The 16877-nt window shown below is 64.8% G+C and carries 17 protein-coding genes; 7 read left to right on the forward strand and 10 right to left on the reverse strand.

The features are described 5' to 3' along the window. Positions 1-70 precede the first annotated feature (70 nt). Together GOC52_RS08895 and GOC52_RS08900 are read right to left on the reverse strand one after the other, a co-directional pair. Entirely contained in the window at positions 71-3256 is a 3186-nt protein-coding gene (locus GOC52_RS08895) for a zeta toxin family protein (protein ID WP_238794433.1), read from the reverse strand. Further along, positions 3253-3594, reverse strand: a complete 342-nt coding sequence (locus GOC52_RS08900) for a hypothetical protein (RefSeq protein WP_143572903.1) — start codon at positions 3592-3594, stop codon at positions 3253-3255. The genes GOC52_RS08895 and GOC52_RS08900 overlap by 4 nt, the downstream gene beginning before the upstream one ends. 229 nt (positions 3595-3823) lie before the next feature. Between GOC52_RS08900 and GOC52_RS08905 the strand changes: the two genes are divergently transcribed. After that, positions 3824-4303, forward strand: coding sequence for a tetratricopeptide repeat protein (locus GOC52_RS08905; RefSeq protein ID WP_191851172.1), 480 nt, complete (start codon positions 3824-3826; stop codon positions 4301-4303). A gap of 61 nt (positions 4304-4364) precedes the next feature. Further along, positions 4365-5147: a 3-hydroxybutyrate dehydrogenase gene (locus GOC52_RS08910; RefSeq protein WP_191851174.1), complete on the forward strand. Its 783-nt coding sequence runs from the start codon at positions 4365-4367 to the stop codon at positions 5145-5147. On the opposite strand, the gene GOC52_RS08915 is transcribed toward GOC52_RS08910, so the two are convergent. From GOC52_RS08915 to GOC52_RS08945, 7 genes are all read right to left on the reverse strand, one after another. Continuing rightward, positions 5144-5908, reverse strand: coding sequence for a COG4705 family protein (locus GOC52_RS08915; RefSeq protein ID WP_191851176.1), 765 nt, complete (start codon positions 5906-5908; stop codon positions 5144-5146). The genes GOC52_RS08910 and GOC52_RS08915 overlap by 4 nt on opposite strands. Positions 5909-6005: 97 nt before the next feature. After that, positions 6006-6383 carry a DUF4180 domain-containing protein gene (locus GOC52_RS08920; protein WP_053442876.1) on the reverse strand — a complete coding sequence of 126 codons (378 nt, stop codon included), beginning with the start codon at positions 6381-6383 and terminating at the stop codon, positions 6006-6008. After that, on the reverse strand, positions 6376-7242 hold the full coding sequence (locus tag GOC52_RS08925) for an alpha/beta fold hydrolase (protein ID WP_191851179.1): 867 nt from the start codon (positions 7240-7242) through the stop codon (positions 6376-6378). Before GOC52_RS08925 ends, GOC52_RS08920 begins: the two co-directional genes overlap by 8 nt. Further along, positions 7239-7658, reverse strand: coding sequence for a helix-turn-helix domain-containing protein (locus GOC52_RS08930; protein WP_191851180.1), 420 nt, complete (start codon positions 7656-7658; stop codon positions 7239-7241). The genes GOC52_RS08925 and GOC52_RS08930 overlap by 4 nt, the downstream gene beginning before the upstream one ends. Before the next feature lie 134 nt (positions 7659-7792). Further along, positions 7793-8251 (reverse strand): SRPBCC family protein, encoded by a 459-nt coding sequence (locus tag GOC52_RS08935; RefSeq protein ID WP_191851182.1) that lies wholly within the window; start codon positions 8249-8251, stop codon positions 7793-7795. A 2-nt stretch (positions 8252-8253) separates the two neighbouring features. Further along, positions 8254-8568 carry an ArsR/SmtB family transcription factor gene (locus GOC52_RS08940; protein ID WP_005416268.1) on the reverse strand — a complete coding sequence of 105 codons (315 nt, stop codon included), beginning with the start codon at positions 8566-8568 and terminating at the stop codon, positions 8254-8256. 11 nt (positions 8569-8579) lie between these two features. Next, entirely contained in the window at positions 8580-9035 is a 456-nt protein-coding gene (locus tag GOC52_RS08945; protein WP_191851184.1) for an SRPBCC family protein, read from the reverse strand. A 163-nt stretch (positions 9036-9198) separates the two neighbouring features. Between GOC52_RS08945 and GOC52_RS08950 the strand changes: the two genes are divergently transcribed. From GOC52_RS08950 to GOC52_RS08965, 4 genes are all read left to right on the forward strand, one after another. After that, the gene (locus GOC52_RS08950) at positions 9199-9723 is read left to right on the forward strand and encodes a GNAT family N-acetyltransferase (RefSeq protein ID WP_043397078.1); all 525 of its coding nucleotides are present in this window, start codon (positions 9199-9201) and stop codon (positions 9721-9723) included. A 142-nt stretch (positions 9724-9865) separates the two neighbouring features. Beyond that, a complete protein-coding gene (locus tag GOC52_RS08955; RefSeq protein ID WP_191851186.1) occupies positions 9866-11635 on the forward strand; it encodes an oleate hydratase in 1770 nt (589 codons plus the stop codon). 86 nt (positions 11636-11721) lie between these two features. Continuing rightward, on the forward strand, positions 11722-12309 hold the full coding sequence (locus tag GOC52_RS08960; RefSeq protein ID WP_019337514.1) for a TetR/AcrR family transcriptional regulator: 588 nt from the start codon (positions 11722-11724) through the stop codon (positions 12307-12309). Between the two features lie 91 nt (positions 12310-12400). Further along, positions 12401-12895: a hypothetical protein gene (locus tag GOC52_RS08965; protein ID WP_191851188.1), complete on the forward strand. Its 495-nt coding sequence runs from the start codon at positions 12401-12403 to the stop codon at positions 12893-12895. Positions 12896-12929: 34 nt separating this feature from the next. Here the strand turns inward: GOC52_RS08965 and GOC52_RS08970 are convergent, their stop codons facing one another. Then, positions 12930-13931: a helix-turn-helix domain-containing protein gene (locus tag GOC52_RS08970; RefSeq protein WP_191851190.1), complete on the reverse strand. Its 1002-nt coding sequence runs from the start codon at positions 13929-13931 to the stop codon at positions 12930-12932. 341 nt (positions 13932-14272) lie between these two features. Between GOC52_RS08970 and GOC52_RS08975 the strand changes: the two genes are divergently transcribed. Beyond that, complete coding sequence (locus GOC52_RS08975) at positions 14273-16849, forward strand: TonB-dependent receptor plug domain-containing protein (protein ID WP_191851192.1); 2577 nt, start codon at positions 14273-14275, stop codon at positions 16847-16849. Positions 16850-16877: the final 28 nt, after the last annotated feature.

The raw sequence follows: 16877 nt of genomic DNA on the forward strand, positions 1-16877 counted from the left end.
GCGCCGATTGGCAAGCAGAGGGACCAAGAGGGCGGGCTGTTGTGAATGATTTCGCGCGTGTCTTACCCACTCAGCCCATGCTGGCGGCACGGATCTGGATATCCTGCTGCACGCGCTGATCTTCCAGCTGCTGCTCCAGCTGGTTGGCGATGACGCGCTGATGCGCTTCGCGGCTGACGGCGTCGAACTGCTGCATGGATTCTTCGACTGAGGTCTGTGCGGCCAGTTCGGTCGGCATCGCAGCGCGCTGGTGTGCGGGGTCGCTGGGCTCGCCCTGTACGACGAACAGAGTATGACCGGCGGGTTTGTCCGCGGTGGCGTTGCTCAGCAGTACGTGGTCCACGCGATCCAGGTCGTTGTCCTTGGCGAGCACCAGCAAGCTGGCAGTCATGCGCTCGCTGGCTTCGTCGAACGTGCGGCCGTGCTTTGCATCTAATGTGGCTACGCCTGTGCGCACCTGCTGGTAGAGGGCGTGATCGGGATGCTCAGGCTGGGTAGGCAGCAGGGGGGCGGGCGGCGCTTCGGGCTCTTGCTGGGCCGTTGCGCTTGAGGGTGGTGCCGCCAGTGCTTCCACGGGTGGTGGCGCGTAAGGAGGCTCGTGCTCTGAGACCCTGGGCGCAGCGGCCTCGGCTGCTGCGAGGGGGGCTGGAACGTCTGGCTCAAGTTGGACTGGCGCTGGTGTTGCTTCGGCTTCGTGGAGACGAGCAGTAGCCGGGGCGGCGTCAGCCACTTCGGCCTGGATTGACGGGGCCAGAGAGTGGGTCTGAGTCGCAACGGGCTCCTGCGCAGGAGCGGGGTGTCCGACATCCGACGTAGGTAATGCACTCACTTCTGGCTGTGCGGGAGATCGCTCAGCGGAGGGAATGCCGGGTGACGGCACAGGGGCTGCCGGCATCGGGTGCGCAGGAGGATTTGCCTCGGTATGCGCTTGCCGCTCGCTTGACTCATCCGGTGCAGGTTGCGTTGCAGCGGCCGCGATCGGCTCCCGTCGTGGTGCTTCGCGGCGAGCCGGTTCCTGCACGGATTCCACACGATCCGAAGGCGTCGGCGCTGCAGGCGCAGGAGCGCGATGCTCCTGTACCAAGGGTGATGTGTTGGGCGACAGTGCAGCGCGTTCAACGCTGTGCGCATCGATCACGGCTTGTGGCGTCAGCCGTTCTTCGGCGTGCTCGCCGCGAACCTCAGCCACGGCAGCGGCGGCAACCTGCTGCGCTTGCGGTGCAGCGACACCCAGTCGATTGGCTTCCTGCATGGCCTGGTCGCGGGCTTCGCGTTCGTTGACGGTCAGTGCCTCGATACTGCGTTCGTGGGCGCCGGGTACCGGCGCCTCCATCTGTTGGATGGCGCGGATCTGCGGATAGGTTCGGTTCAACTCGTCGCGGATGTTGCCCTCGGCGAGCGAATCGTAGATCCAGCCGTCATGCAGCCATTCGCCGTCGCCCTGTTGCTGATAGGTGCGTCCATCGGATGCCAGTACGTGATCGGGATGGTCTTGGGCCCAGATCACTTCATCCGGAATCGGTCCGTACTGGGACCAGCCTTGGGCGGTGTAGGCCTGCTCGTACTGCTTGGCAAAGGCCGCCGAGCTACGGGCGGCGTTGAAGGCCATGATGCCCTGTGCGGCGTCATCAAGCTGGGCAGCCTTGGTGGCGTCGGCTACTTCGACCGTGGTGTTCTTGATGCCGTGTTCGAGGACCTGATGGACGACCTCGCGCCGCCATTCGCCGGTTTCTGGATTGCGCTCCCAGGAGCGTGGCAGTGCGCTGGGCGTATCGCTGGCATCGCCGGCGATGCTGAAGGGATTGATCGGTTGATCCGGCGCGGACAGCCGCAGCCCGACGGCCCGGCTTGAGGCCTGGTAGTTCAGTTGCTGGGTCAATTCGGCGTCGGCCGTGAGCAGTGTAGTCGCGCCGTAGATCGGGCGATCGGCCAGGGTGCCGACGGTGCCGATGATCTCCCGCTCGCTGTGCGTCCAGCCCTTTTCGGGATGCGCCGGGTCAAACGTCCAGACCCTGCCGGTGCTGTCTGCCTGGTTGTTGATCTGGTACTTCTCGATCCAGTCGACGATCTCACTGCCACCCCAGGCGCCTAACCCGCCACCAATGATGCCGGTGACAATGGCGCCAGGGCCGGATTCGATGCCCAGCAGCGTACCGACCTTGGCGCCCACCACTGCGCCGGTCCAACCGCCGACGCTGCGTGCTCCGAAGTCCAGCAGCGCGGCTTCCGCGCCCGTCCGGTTGTCGCGTGCGTACAGGTCGGCGATCCTTGTTCCTTCCGTCGCGGCTTCAACGACCGTCGCTGCGGCGCCACCGATGACGGCGCCCCGCACCATGTTTGGACGCACGCGGATGGTGTGGTCGATGACGCGTGCTTCCTGGATGTTGGGTGTAATGCCTTCAACAACCTTGAGCGTTGCGCGCTCATCGAAAACGGCTGCCGCTGTTGGTGGACTGACCTTGTCGTTGAGGGGCAGGGTGTCCCCAAGCTCGGCGTGCCAGCGGCCTTGTGCGCGCCAGCCATCGCGCAATGATTGGGTGATTCGGGGGTCTTTCAGCCGAGCTTCGCGTTCGGCTTCCAGTGCTGCGCCCGGCAGGCGGGTATCGGCATAACTGTCGTAGACCTGAGCGCCTTCGCGTCCGTAGAGCCGAATCTGGATGCCGGTCTCGGCCTGGACCTTGTCCAGATTGCCGGGCAGGGCATCGTAAACGTGTTTGCGTACATCTTCGGGGACGTAGCGGCCGAAGCCTTCGTCGTCCAGCTTGTCAGTAAACCTTCGGTCGACACCAAGCTCGCTTTCCAACCGATGTGCGACAACTCCCCGAATCTCCACTTCGTAGCCCTTGGCCTGGAGATTCTTGATCAGATTAACTGCGGCGTCGCCATTTCCTAGTGTCGTATCGAGGATGAGATTCCTGTGGCCCTCGACTGCCAGGGATCGCAGCTCTTTTGCCCATTGGCTGGCATCGCTGTGAGTATGCCCTGACCAGGTGTATGGGTGCTGCTGGACAAGCTGCGGAGCGTCACGGTGCATCTCCCGCAGCGCGTCGGGATCGATGGGAATGGCATCACCAGCAAGCTCTCGAATCGCAGCACCGGCAACCCCGCTCTTACCTGCGCCTGGCTGTCCAGCGAGTACAATTGCCTTGGGGTGCTCCTGAGGAGTGGTACTGTCCAGACCACTATGGGGAAGCACCTTCTCCGCAAACACCTGCGCATGCGCCTGGGGCGCGAGGCTCCAATCGGCTGAACTCAACGCTCTAGCTCCTGAAAATAGGAGTACATCGACTCATCTCCTATCCATTGGCTTTGTAGGCGCGCCCTAAGCATTAACCGTTCTTTTTCAAGTGCATTGGCAATATCCTGGGGATTCCCAGCCGCTTCAGCAGCGGCAAGCTCACTCCGTGCCTCCATGATGAACGTTCCGAGCCTGCCTTCCAATGCGGAGATCGCGTCGTCGAACGGCATTAAAGGAATCTGTCGTGATCGTTCGGCTGATCGATTCAGTACTTCCTGCAGTCGTTCGATATGTTCCGGATAGTCCTTGAGCATTTCCCGGAGTTTGGCTGGAACGGGCGGAGAGGAAAGGGTCAAGATTGTCACCTTTTGGGCAGATCCACGTAGATTCGAGAATATCCCCACATGCCTTGGTGGGTCCAATGCTATTTGCGACAACGTATAGGCAAATGGGTTGTGTCGATTTGGCCGGCGAGTCAGATCATTGGGTCGCCATTCCTCGTGGGCTGGAGGAATGTACGGCATTGCGCATGCATAATCCCAATGGGGCGAACGGATGCCCGCAAACAGGAAGGAAGCCTGCGCCATGACGAACATGCCAACCCAGCTCACGACCGACTTCGATGCGGTGCTCGACCGTGGTGGCATTGCCCAGGCGCGGCGGCTGTTGGCCCCGCAGCTTGCACGCGGGTGCGCCGAAGCGTTGTTCCGCTCTTCTTCGATGCCTGTAGGGGAGGACGACGCACATGCCGAGGCGGACAGCTTCGCGACCCTCAACCAGGCCGCAGAGAGGGGCTATATCCCGGCAATCCATGCGGTAGGGCTGTGCCTGCTGACCGGTGACCGCGTCGAGCAGGACGTCATGCGGGCGGCCGCGCATTTTGAACGGGCATCGGAGGCCGGCTATCCGTCGGCCATGTCCGAGTTTGGCCTGGCGCTGTTCCATGGCAAGGGTGTCGCCAGCGACGTGCCGCGTGCGGTGTACCTGATCCGTGCTTCGGCGCAGGGTGGGAATGAGTACGCCAGGGAGTTCCTACTGGCGTACTCGTTGGACGTGGGCACATAGGCGGAGGGTGCGGCGGCCGGTAACGCTACACTGGCGGCCTACCTCCGACGGAAGCTCGCCCATGTTCAGTGGAAAGGTTGCAGTAGTCACCGGCTCCACCAGTGGTATCGGTCTTGGCATTGCCAGCGCGCTGGCGCGGCAAGGTGCCGATATCGTGCTGAACGGCTTCGGCGATGCGGCGGAGATCGAACGCATGCGTACCGGTCTGGAAGCCGAGTTCGGCGTGCGCGTGGCGCATGACGGCGCCGACCTGTCCCGTGGCGAGGCGGTGCGCGGAATGATCGACCGCGCGGTTGCGACGATGGGGCGCATCGACATCCTGGTGAACAATGCCGGCATCCAGCACACCGCGTCGATCGAGAAGTTCCCGGTCGAGAAGTGGGATGCGATCCTGGCGCTGAATCTCTCGGCGGTGTTCCATGCCACGGCAGCGGCCCTGCCGCACATGAAGCAGCAGGGCGCCGGCCGCATCATCAACATTGCGTCGGTGCACGGGCTGGTCGGGTCGGTGAACAAGTCGGCCTATGTGGCAGCCAAGCATGGCGTGATCGGGTTCACCAAGGTGACCGCGCTGGAGAATGCGGGCACCGGCATCACCGCCAATGCCATCTGCCCGGGCTGGGTGCGAACGGCGCTGGTCGAGCAGCAGATCACCGCGTTGGCTGAGCGCGAAGGCACGGATCAGGAGTCCGCCGCCCGCGCGCTGCTGGCTGAAAAGCAGCCGTCGTTGCAGTTCGTGACGCCCGATCAGCTGGGCGAGATGGTGGTGTTCCTGGCCTCGGACGCTGCGGCGCAGATCACCGGCACGGCGCTGCCGGTGGATGGGGGCTGGACGGCGCGCTAGTTTGCCGGCTGCGCTTTGCGCTGCAACATCGGCAATGCCACCAGTGTGGCGAGAATGGTGAACAGCACCAGCGACGAGCCGACCGTGCCGAAGCCCAGGCCGCCCTTTTCCAGTGGCTTGGTGAGCAGATCGCCGAAGGTGGCGCCGAACGGGCGGGTGAGCACGAAGGCGATCCAGAACAGGATGACCCGGTTGATGCCCTTGATGCGGCTGGCCAGCGCGGTGAGCGCGATGAGGCTGCCGATCAGCAGTGCGCCGCCAGTGAAGCCCAGCCCGGAATCGTCGGCCAGGAAGTCGCCCAGCGCGGTGCCCAGCGTGTTGGAGAACAGCACGGCGGTCCAGTAGAAGCCTTCGGCGCGGCGCGATGCGATGTTGCTGACCGAGATCGACTTCTCCGACATGCGCCAGGCCAGCAACACCAGCGCCAGGCAACCGGCCAGTAGGCTGGCGCCGGTGGCGTAGCCCAGGCCGAGCGTGCGGTCGATCAGGTCCGACATGGTGGTGCCGGCGGTGCTGGTGGCCAGCACCACCGACCAGAACAGCACCGGATGGAAGCGTCGTGCCGACAACTGCATGCCCAGCAGGCCGGCAAAGATCGTCAGCAGGATGGCCGAGCTGGCCACGTAGCCCAGGTTGAGTGTCATCGACAGCAGGTCGCCGGCGGTCTCGCCGAGGGTGGTGGCGGCGATCTTCATCACCCAGAAGCCGAGGGTGACCGCCGCCACTTTGCTGTGCAGGGAATCTGCGTCTGAAGCACGCATCGAACGTCGCCTGGGGAGCCTGCGGGTGATGCTCTGGCGGGCGGCGTCGGAGTGCAGTCGGAACCGGGTTCGGTGAGGGTGAGTGTGGGGCTGGCGTTCAGCCCGCGCTGGCGGGGGCCGAAAGGCGAGCCAGCAGGGCATCCCAGTCGGCAACGAAGCAGCCGTTGTGGCCGCGGTTGCACTCAATGATCCACGCGTCCAGCGATTCGCTCTGTGCGCGGTAGTCGCTGACATCGCCCAGCACGGCGAAGTGCAGGCGGTAGTTCACCAGCATCTGCAGCCACTGACCGGCCATGCCGGAGCGCAGCTCGAAGAAGTCTGCCGAAAGGCGCTGCACCGGCACGGCAATCCACTCGGCCTGATGCCCGAGGGCATCGCCGACCAGATCGCGCAGGCCGTTGGCATCGAGTGCGGGGCCCTGCGGCGCGATGCGCAGGAGGCGGGTGGTGCCGATGTGTTCAATGGAATCATTCATTCTGGAGGTTCTGCAGTTGACGCAGCCGGGCGAGGATGTCTTCGCGCAGGCCGGGGATGTAGTGATAGGCGTCTGCGAGCAGGGTGACGTCCGCCGTCGGGACGAGCCGTTTCATGCGTTCGGCGGCGGCAGGGGTGTCGATGAGGGCATCACGCGCGCCCATGACAAGGGCTGCCGGCGGATGCAACGCAGCCAGGCGCTCGTCGCTGATGCGGGGAATGCGCAGCGGACGTGGCCGAACCTCGGCACGGATCAATGCCAACAGGTCGAGCAGCGGCTGCGCACGTGCAGGTGCATGCAGTGGCGCGGGACCCATGACCGCGCGGCGCAGGCGCTCGCGTCCCCATCGGCCAAGCAGCAACAGTGGCAGCGCCTTGAGCAGGAATGCACGCTGGCGCCCGATACCCGAGGGGCTGACCAGGACCAGTGCGTTGACCCGGGCAGGCCTTCGCAGCGCGTAGTCCAGTGCCAGGAAGCCGCCGAACGACAGGCCCACGAATGCTGCGCTTTCCACGCCAAGTGCGTCGAGGACATCATCCAGCCATTGCGCATGCGCGTCGCTGTCCAGCGCAGGTTGCGTGCCTTCGCTGAGGCCCGGTTCGCCAATGATGTCGACGGCATGCACGCGGTAGTACTCGCTCCAACGTTCGGCATCGAACATCCAGCTGGCGGCATTGCTGAGGGTGCCATGCAGCAGCACCAGGGCCGGGCCGTGTTCCGGGCCGCAGCTGACCACAAATGTCGAACCGGCGCGGGTGGCGAGATGGTGCGATTCGTGTGGTCCCGGCCAGTCCGAAAGCACCTGGCGGTAGGCGGCAAGTACGTGCTGCGTGGGAATACCGGGGCGCTGCCGCTTCATGCGCTGCGGTCCTGCAGCAGGCGCTGCAGGCTGACCAGCAGCGCCGTGGAACCTGCCAGGCCACCGATCACGATCAGCTTGAGCACATCGTGCTCAGGCGAATAGATCGTCTCCATGCGCAGCGGCTCATCGTCGGCCTCGCGGCCGGTGACGCGCGCATGCAGGGCACGCACCAGGTCGGCGGCACGTGCCGCACCGCATCCGGGAATATCCACCACTGTGGTCAGCTGTGGGCGCGCAGCGGAGGGCTCACGCACGGTGCCGGTGAACACGTCGAGGTCTTCAGCGGTGATGCGATAGGACTTGCCGATGCGGGTCGCGCGCAGTTGGCCGCTACGGATATGCCGCAGGACGGTTTTGGGGTGCAGGCTGAGCTGCTGGGCAGCCTGATCGACGGTTAGCAACGCGAGGGACATAACGGAACTCGAGAACCATGTGCTCCCTATTGTTCCATGAAATGCAATGTGGGGGAGCGATTGGGGATTGTGCGGCGGCGGCGACAGCGGGCCATCTGCCCGGTGCCGCTCGCGCGGGCCAACCCTCCCGACGACTACGCCGGCTTCGCAAACACATCCAGCCCCTTGCCCGTCTCCAACAACGACTTCAGGCTGGACAGCACGATCGGCCAGCCCTGGCGGATGCCGGTATCCATGCCGCTGCCCGGTTCCAGCTCGTCGTGGGTGACGGTCAGCCGCACCATGTCCTGGTAGGGCACGATGTCGAAGGTGACCCGGCTGTAGGCAGCGGGATTGTCGGCCTGAGAGGCGGCGGCCCAGGTGATGACCAGACGCGAGGGCGGGGTGCTTTCCACCACTTCGCCGACCAACTCGACCGAGCGCGTTTCGTTGGCGCGCACATGCTGCCAGCGCGAACCGGGCTTCCAGTCCGAGACGTTTTCATGGCCCCAGTAGCGGCTGGCGATCTCGGGGCGGGTGATGGCCTCGAACACCTTCTGTGGCGTGGAGGCGATATAGATCACGTGGATGAAGCGGGTGGTCTCTGCGGACATCGTCATTCTCCTTCCAGTTCTCGTTTCAGGTCATGCAGCAGGCTCAGGCGCTGCTGCTCGAACTTGCGTACCCAGCGCTCGTAGACTTCATGCAGCGGCACCGGGTTGATGAAGTGCAGCTTTTCGCGACCACGACGCACGGTACTGATCAGGTTGGCGTCTTCCAGCAGGCCCAGGTGCTGGGTGACCGATTGCCGGGCCATGTCCAGGTGCTCGCAGAGCTGTCCCAGAGTCTGGCCGTTGTCTTCGCAGAGCAGGTCCAGCAGCGTCCTGCGCGTGGGGTCGGCCAGGGCCTTGAACACCTTGTCTGCATTCATGCGGGGCGTCTTCAATTCCAGTTGTCGATCCTGATGTCGTGCGGGTTGGGCTGGCCCTTGCCGGTTTCCAGCAGGGCTTTGAGGCTCAACAGGAACACCGCCCACTTGGTGCTGCAGTGGGAGGTGAACTCGACGCGTTCTTTCCAGCCTTCGTGGGTGAACAGCACGATGCAGTAGTCGCCTTCCTGTTTCAGTGCGAAACGCGCATGCGTGCCGATCCATTCGGCGGGACCGGCCAGGAACTTCCAGAGCACCAGCTCGCCGGGAATGAGCTGTTCGAGCAGCATTTCCATGGCGCCGATTTCCTGGCCGTTGTTGGTGAAGCGGACCTTGACCGTGCCACCGGTCTGGCGGTCGCCATGGGTGTCTTCAGCCCACCAGGCGGCGACGCCTTCGGGGGTGGCCAGGGCCTGGTACACCTGGCTTGCGGGGGCCTTGATGCCGACCCGATGTGCGATATCCACCATTGCAGGTTCCTCGCGTGGGCGGGCAGGCGCCGCCGTCGAGTGGACTATATGCAGGTAAATGCCTGCATGTCAAATCCGGCCCACGGACGTCCGGCCCTGGCAGTGCTGGCCGCTGGCCGGCATCCTCGGTGCAGCCGATTGATGCGTTGGAAGGAGTGCGTGCATGACTGAAGCTGGAAAGGACACCTTGACCATCCGCCGCGCCAGCGTGGCCGATGCCCCTGCGGTGCTGAGGCTCTTCGACGAGGTGATCGAATGGTTCGTGTCGATCGGTAATCTGCAGCAGTGGGGCAGCGAGCCGTGGTCGACGGTGCCGCGTCGGATCACCCAGGTGACTGATGCCTGTGCGCTGCCCGGCGCGTGGGTGGCGCAGAACGCACTGGGTGAGGTGCGTGCGTTCCTGGCGCTGGGTGAGGCGATGCCCTATGTACCGGCGCCCGATGGGCCAGAGCTGTACGTACGCGTGCTGGTGGCTTCGCGCGATGGCCGCGTGCGCGGCGTCGGCCGCCGCTTGATGGCGTTTGCCGATGAGCAGGCGCGCGCTGCCGGACTCGACCATCTGCGCGTGGACTGCTACGGCGGTGGCAATGGGGATCTGGTGCGCTTCTATGAGTCCTGTGGCTACACACGCATCGCACCGTTCAACGTGGACGGTTGGCCTGGCATGCTGCTGGGCCGGCAGCTCTGACGCGGCTGCGTCATTCGGTCGCGGCGTGTGTGCAGGAAACGGTACATCGGTTCGGCGCTAGAGTAGGGCCATGACCTGCACGGGATGGCTGTGTCATCCCGCTACGGGTTCCTGATGACCCCCCTCCAGGAAGGAGCAGCGCATGTACTACAGCAGTGGCAACTACGAAGCCTTCGCGCGCCCGCGCAAGCCCGCCGGTGTCGAGGGCAAGCGGGCCTGGTTCGTCGGTTCGGGCCTGGCCTCGCTGGCGGGAGCCGCGTTCCTGGTGCGCGATGGCCGCATGGCCGGTGAACGCATCACCATCCTTGAGCAGCAGCAGATTGCCGGCGGCGCGCTGGATGGCCTGAAGGTGCCGGAAAAGGGTTTCGTGATCCGTGGTGGCCGCGAGATGGAGAACCATTTCGAGTGCCTGTGGGACCTGTTCCGCTCGATCCCCTCGCTGGAGATCGATGACGCCAGCGTGCTGGACGAGTTCTACTGGTTGAACAAGGACGACCCGAACTATTCACTGCAGCGTGCCACCATCAATCGCGGCGAGGATGCGCACACCGACGGCCTGTTTACGCTGACCGAGCAGGCGCAGAAGGACATCATCGCGCTGTTCCTGGCCACCCGGCAGGAGATGGAGAACAAGCGCATCAACGAAGTGCTGGGCCGCGACTTCCTGGACAGCAATTTCTGGCTGTACTGGCGCACCATGTTCGCGTTCGAGGAATGGCATTCGGCGCTGGAGATGAAGCTGTACCTACACCGCTTCATCCACCATATCGGCGGCCTGCCGGATTTCTCGGCGCTGAAGTTCACCAAGTACAACCAGTACGAATCGCTGGTGCTGCCGCTGGTGAAGTGGCTGCAGGACCATGGCGTGGTGTTCCAGTACGGCACCGAGGTGACCGACGTCGACTTCGATCTGCAGCCGGGCCGTAAGCAGGCCACGCGCATCCACTGGATGCGTGATGGTGTAGCCGGTGGCGTGGATCTGGGCGCGGACGATCTTCTGTTCATGACCATCGGCTCGCTGACTGAGAACTCGGACAATGGCGACCACCACACTGCGGCACGCTTGAACGAAGGCCCGGCGCCGGCCTGGGACCTGTGGCGACGCATTGCCGCGAAGGATGCAGCGTTCGGGCGCCCTGACGTGTTTGGCGCACACATTCCGGAAACCAAGTGGGAATCGGCGACGGTGACCACGCTGGATGCGCGCATTCCGGCTTACATCCAGAAGATAGCGAAGCGCGATCCCTTCAGCGGCAAGGTGGTGACCGGCGGCATCGTCAGCGTGCGCGACTCGCGCTGGCTGATGAGCTGGACGGTGAACCGGCAGCCACATTTCAAGAACCAGCCCAAGGACCAGATCGTGGTCTGGGTGTATTCGCTGTTCGTGGATACGCCCGGCGACTACGTGAACAAGCCGATGCAGGACTGCACCGGCGAGGAGATCACCCGCGAGTGGCTGTACCACCTGGGCGTGCCGGTGGAGGAGATCGACGAGCTGGCCGCGACCGGTGCCAAGACGGTGCCGGTGATGATGCCGTACATCACCGCGTTCTTCATGCCGCGCCAGGCCGGTGATCGCCCTGACGTGGTGCCGGAAGGTGCGGTGAACTTCGCCTTCATCGGCCAGTTCGCCGAATCGAAGCAGCGCGACTGCATTTTCACCACCGAGTATTCGGTGCGTACGCCGATGGAAGCGGTGTACACGTTGCTGGATATCGAACGCGGCGTGCCGGAGGTGTTCAATTCCACCTACGACGTGCGCTCGCTGCTGGCGGCGACCGGACGCCTGCGTGATGGGAAGGAACTGGACATTCCCGGGCCCGCGTTCCTGCGCAACCTGCTGATGAACAAGCTGGACAAGACCCAGATCGGTGGCCTGCTGCGCGAGTTCAAGCTGGTACAGGACGACTGAGCGGGGTGTGGGTGGCGCCGGGCGACGCCCGGCGAGTCCAACAGGGGGGAGTTGACGGCGCCTCAACCTACTAGTAGGTTGGCGGCATGAAAGAGTCGCTCTCGCCCAAGGCCCAGGAGATCCTGGCCCACGCCCGTTCGCTGCTGGAGGCCGGTGGCTACAACGGCTTCAGCTACGCCGACGTGTCGGCACGAGTGAACATCAGCAAGGCCAGCATCCACCACCATTTCCCCAGCAAGGTGGATCTGGTGCGCACGGTGGTTGAGCTGTACCGGGCCGAGGCGCGTGAGGGCCTGGCGCTGCTGGACCGGCAGCTGGGCGACCCGTTGCAGGAGCTCAACGCCTATGTGGACTACTGGTCCAGTTGCATTGCTGGCGGCACGTCGTCGTTCTGTATCTGCGCGATGCTGGCCGCAGAGGCACCGATGATCCCAGCAGAGATAGCCGATGAAGTACGCGGGCATTTCGAGGATCTGAGCGGGTGGCTGGCCGCGACGCTGGAAAAGGGCGCGGCACTGGGTCAACTGCGCCTGCAGGGTTCGGCGACGGACGAGGCGAGGGCCTTCATGTCGTCGGTACATGGCGCGATGCTGGCTGCGCGCGGTTTCGGCGATGCGGCGACGTTCGCGGCACTGGCGCGGTTGGCCATTGCGCGGGTGAGCGCGACTGCCTGACATGACTGTGGTGGGGCCCGCGGCGACGCGGGTCATTTTTTGAATCACGCACCTACCAACTAGTAGGTTTATTTAACTCTGGAGATGTTCCATGTCGCACTCTCTGTCCACGCTGGGCGTGTTCCATACCGTTGTCAGCCTGATCCCGGTCCTCAGCGGCCTGTATGCCTTCATTCGCCATCGCGCAATCGACCCTGCAACACGCTCGGGCAAGCTGTACCTGGCGGGACTGGTGCTGTCTGTCGCTACCTCATTCACCGTCTCCAGCACGGGCGGGATCAACCCGGGCCACGCATTCGGGGTGATCGTGCTGCTGGTGGCATTCGGCGGCGTGCTGGCCGCGCGGCTGCGCTGGCTGGGGCGCGCAGCGCGTTACCTGTCGACCTTCGCGCTGTCGTTCAGTTTCCTGTTGTCGCTGGTGCCCGGCGTCAATGAAACGCTGACCCGCTTGCCGGCGGCGCATCCGATTGCTGCGGCGCCGATGGCCCCGGTGGTGCTGCAGACGCTGCTGGGATTGGCTGTGGTGTTTGTGATGGGCTTTGCCGCGCAGTGCTGGCGGATCCATCGGCGCACCACCATGTTGTAAGCGATGCAGGCCCGCAGCACGAAGTACCGCAGAATCAGCAACCCACCAGCCGATCTGCGCCAATACCGCCACGATGCTGGCTGCGATACTCGGTAGGGCTCGCATCGACCTGACCCCGAAAGTGCCGACGGAACGATTCCTGTGAACCAAAGCCGGCCTGCTCGGCGACCCACTGCAGCGGCCGGTCGGTGGTTTCCAGCAGTTCGCGCGCGAAGGCTACGCGCTCGCGGATCAGCCAGTCGATCGGCGACAGGCCGGTGGCTTCCAGGAACTGCCGCTGCAGGGTGCGCTGGCTGAGTGCAGCCTGCTCGGCGAGACTGCCAAGGGAATGTGGCTCGCGCAGGTTGCGGCGCATCCATTCCATCAGCTTTGCCAAGCGCGTGGGCTCGCCATGGGGAATGGCCCGGCTGACGCGCTGGCTGCGGCCGGCGTCGCGCCATGGCGCCAGCACCAGCCGCTCGGCCACCAGGTTGGCTACACGCGCGCCGTAGTCCTTGCGCACCATGTGCAGCATCATGTCCATGCCGGTGGCCGAGCCGGCCGAGGTGATGATGCTGCCGGTATCCACATACAGCGCATCTTCGCGCACATCGATGCGTGGGAACTCACGTGTGAGCGCTTCGGTGAGGCGCCAATGGGTGGTGGCCTGGCGGCCATCGAGCAGCCCGGCCCAGGCCAGCACGAACGCACCGGAGCAGATCGAGGCGATGCGCGCGCCGCGTGCGTGGGCACGGTTGAGCGCATCGAGCAGTGCCTGCGGCGGGCGTTCGCTGGGTTCGCGCCAACCGGGGATGACGATGATGTCGGCGTCATCAACCGTGCTGAGATCGCAGGGCAGCTGCACCTGCGCATTGCCGAGCATGCGCAGTGCGCCGGGCTCGCCTGCGCATAGCTGGGTGCGGTACCAGGCCACGCCGAGCTCGGGCCTTATCGGCGCGAACAGGCCCACCGCACAGCCGAATTCGAACAGCCCCTGGCCGTGGCAGGCGACGATGGCAACGAGCGGCGCGGCGGGATCGGCGGGTGGGCTGGGCATGGCTTGATGCTACGTTTCGAGGTGCGCGGCGCGGAGTGGTGCGCGGGCATGAGGTGATGCCGGCCAGGCATATGGAGCGGTCGCTCCCCTCTTGTAGAGCCGAGCCCACGCTCGGCTCAATACCGGCAGGGGGGGGGATGCATCTGACGCCGTCACGAAGAGCAGCCGAGCGTGGGCTCGGCTCTACAGACAGCAGTGCACCGGCAATGCCGCCTAACCTCATTACCAGCGGTCATGTGGGTGGCCGGATATGACGGTTGGGTGACGTGATCCCGCCTGTCGCGCCAGGTGAACAGGCCCTTGAATGGAAGCGTGTTTCCGGCCCACCCCCACGAGCCCCCATGCCTGCCGCCCACGCCCCTGTCCTGAGCACTCTCGCTGTTCTGATCACTTCTATCCTCGCCGCGTCGCCCACCCATGCGGCGGAAACCGATGCCGATCCTGCCGCCACCGCCGCGACAGCCAACGTGGCAGCGTCCACGCTGGATGCGGTGGTAGTGACCGGTTCGCGCACCAGCACGCGCACGGTAAAGAACAGCTCCACGCCCATCGATGTGATCTCCGCCGAGGACCTTGCCGCTACCGGGCAGGGCAACCTGTTGGAAGCGTTGCAGCGCAGCCTGCCGTCGCTGAGCCAGATCGGCGGCTACCAGAGCGACCAGGAAAGCCTGATCCGCGGCTACCAGCTGCGCAACCTGTCGCCGGGCTACACGCTGGTGCTGGTGAACGGCAAGCGCCGCAATGCCAGTGCCTATGTGAGCGGGGCAAACGGCGGCGGCTATCCGGGCCACGCGTGGGCCGATCTGGCGCTGATTCCGGTCTCGGCCATCGACCATGTGGAAGTGCTGCGCGATGGTGCATCGGCCATCTACGGCTCGGATGCGATCACCGGCGTGGTCAACGTGATCCTGAAGTCGCAGGCCCACGGTGGTGAATTTGCCGTGGAGAGCGGGCAGAGCATCGATGGCGATGGCTCGCGCACCAGCGTGCGCGCCAACGTCGGCCTGCCGTGGGGCCAGGATGGCTTCGTCAATCTGTCTGGCGAGACCACGCGCCAGCATCATGCGATCCGCACCCGCCGCTACATCGATGGCTATCTGAGCTACCCGGCGGTGGATGGCAGTGGCAATCTGGTGGCATTGCGCCCGAACAACCGGTTGCCTGCGGGCGCGTCGCCGAACCCGGCTGAGGCCAACCGCGATGCCGAGGCCAACACCATCCTCAGCTCGCCGTCGTACGCGTTGAAGGCCTTCGCGGTGAACGTGGGCCATGGCCTGGGCGAAAGCGCGCAGTTCTACGCCAATGCCACCGCCAGCGACCGCACCGCGCAGGCGATCCAGAACTTCCGCCTGCCGGCGACCATCTTCACCACCTACAAGGCACCCGGCGTGCTGAGTGTGTTCCCGGATGGCTTCCTGCCGGTACTGGAAACCAAGGAGAAACAGTACACCGGCACCGCAGGCGTGAAAGGCCAGATCGCGGGCTGGGACTACGACGCCAGCCTGACCGGCAACCGCAGCACGGTGCGTACCTACACCCGTAATTCGGTGAACTATTCGCTGCCGTACCCGGGATCGCCCACCGATTTCTATGACGGCAAGCTGGACTACCAGCAGGGTATCGCCAACCTCGATCTGCGCCGTGGCTTCGAGGTGGCGGCATTCGCCTCGCCGCTGGAAGTGAGCGCAGGCGCCGAATACCAGCATGAACAGTATGAACGCGGGGCCGGGCAGTGGGAGTCGTATACCGGCTTTGGTGCTGCGGCGTTCGTCGGCTATTCGACTGCCGATGCGGTGAAGGCTACCCGCAACAGCAAGGCGGTGTACGTCGGTGCGGCCACCAACATCACCTCGCGCTGGTATCTGGATGCGGCCGCGCGCTGGGAAGATCACTCCGACTTCGGCAGTGTCTCCACCGGCCGCCTGACCACGCGCTTCGACGTCACCGACGCGCTGGGCGTGCGCGCGACGGTCAGCAACGGTTTCCATGCACCCAGCCTGGGCGCGCAGTTCTACCAGGCCACGGGCAGCTGCCCCTGCGGCACCACGCTGGTGGCGCAGGTGTCTTCGCCGGCGGCGATCGCACTGGGTGCCACGCCGCTGAAGCCCGAGAAAGCCACCAACTACAGCCTGGGCGTGACCTGGGACCCGAGCCCGGCGTTCCACCTGGCCGTGGATGCGTACCAGATCGATATCCGTGGCCAGCTCGGGCAGTCCAGCCAGATCGGCTACAACGCACAGGATCCGGCGCGCATCACCGACAACAGCGGCACGGTGCTGAGCGCAGCGCAGAAGAACACCATCGATGCACTGCTGGGGTCAGCCGGCATCAGCATCCTGCCGGGTGATGCGTTCTACGCGAGCTACTTCACCAACGTGGGCAATACCCGCACACGCGGCGTCGAGCTGACCCTGGAAGCGAACCAGGAGACTGCGTGGGGCAAGCTGCGCTGGAGCTACGCGGCCAACGTGGGGCGCACCACCATCCAGAAGGTCAGCGACATTCCAGGGGTGCTGCAGGGGCTGCCGAACATCAACCTGCTGACCAGGACCAGCGAATACGCACTGCGCTTCCGCACGCCGAGCTATACGCAGGTGGCCGGCCTGGGGTGGCAGAACGGGCGCTGGCGCTCGAATGTCGACTTCACGTACTACGGCCCGATCAAGCGCCTGAACAACGGCGTGGAGTACAAGCAGCCGCCCGTGCTGGTGACCAACCTGTCCGGTGGCGTGGAACTGGGGGCGGGCTGGAGTGCGGCGCTGGGCATCAACAATGTGTTCGACAAGCGCACCCGCAAGGTGCCCGAGTACGCACGCAGTGCCACCGATGTGGCGAGCATCGAGACGACGTGGGACAACGGCGATGTGCTGGGCAACGTTGGAGCGTACTGGTATGGGCGGGTCAATTACCGGTTTTGAGGTTCAGGCCAAAGGCAGCCGAGCATGG

This window comes from Stenotrophomonas sp. SXG-1, assembly GCF_014083965.1.
Taxonomy (GTDB): Bacteria; Pseudomonadota; Gammaproteobacteria; order Xanthomonadales; family Xanthomonadaceae; genus Stenotrophomonas; species Stenotrophomonas geniculata.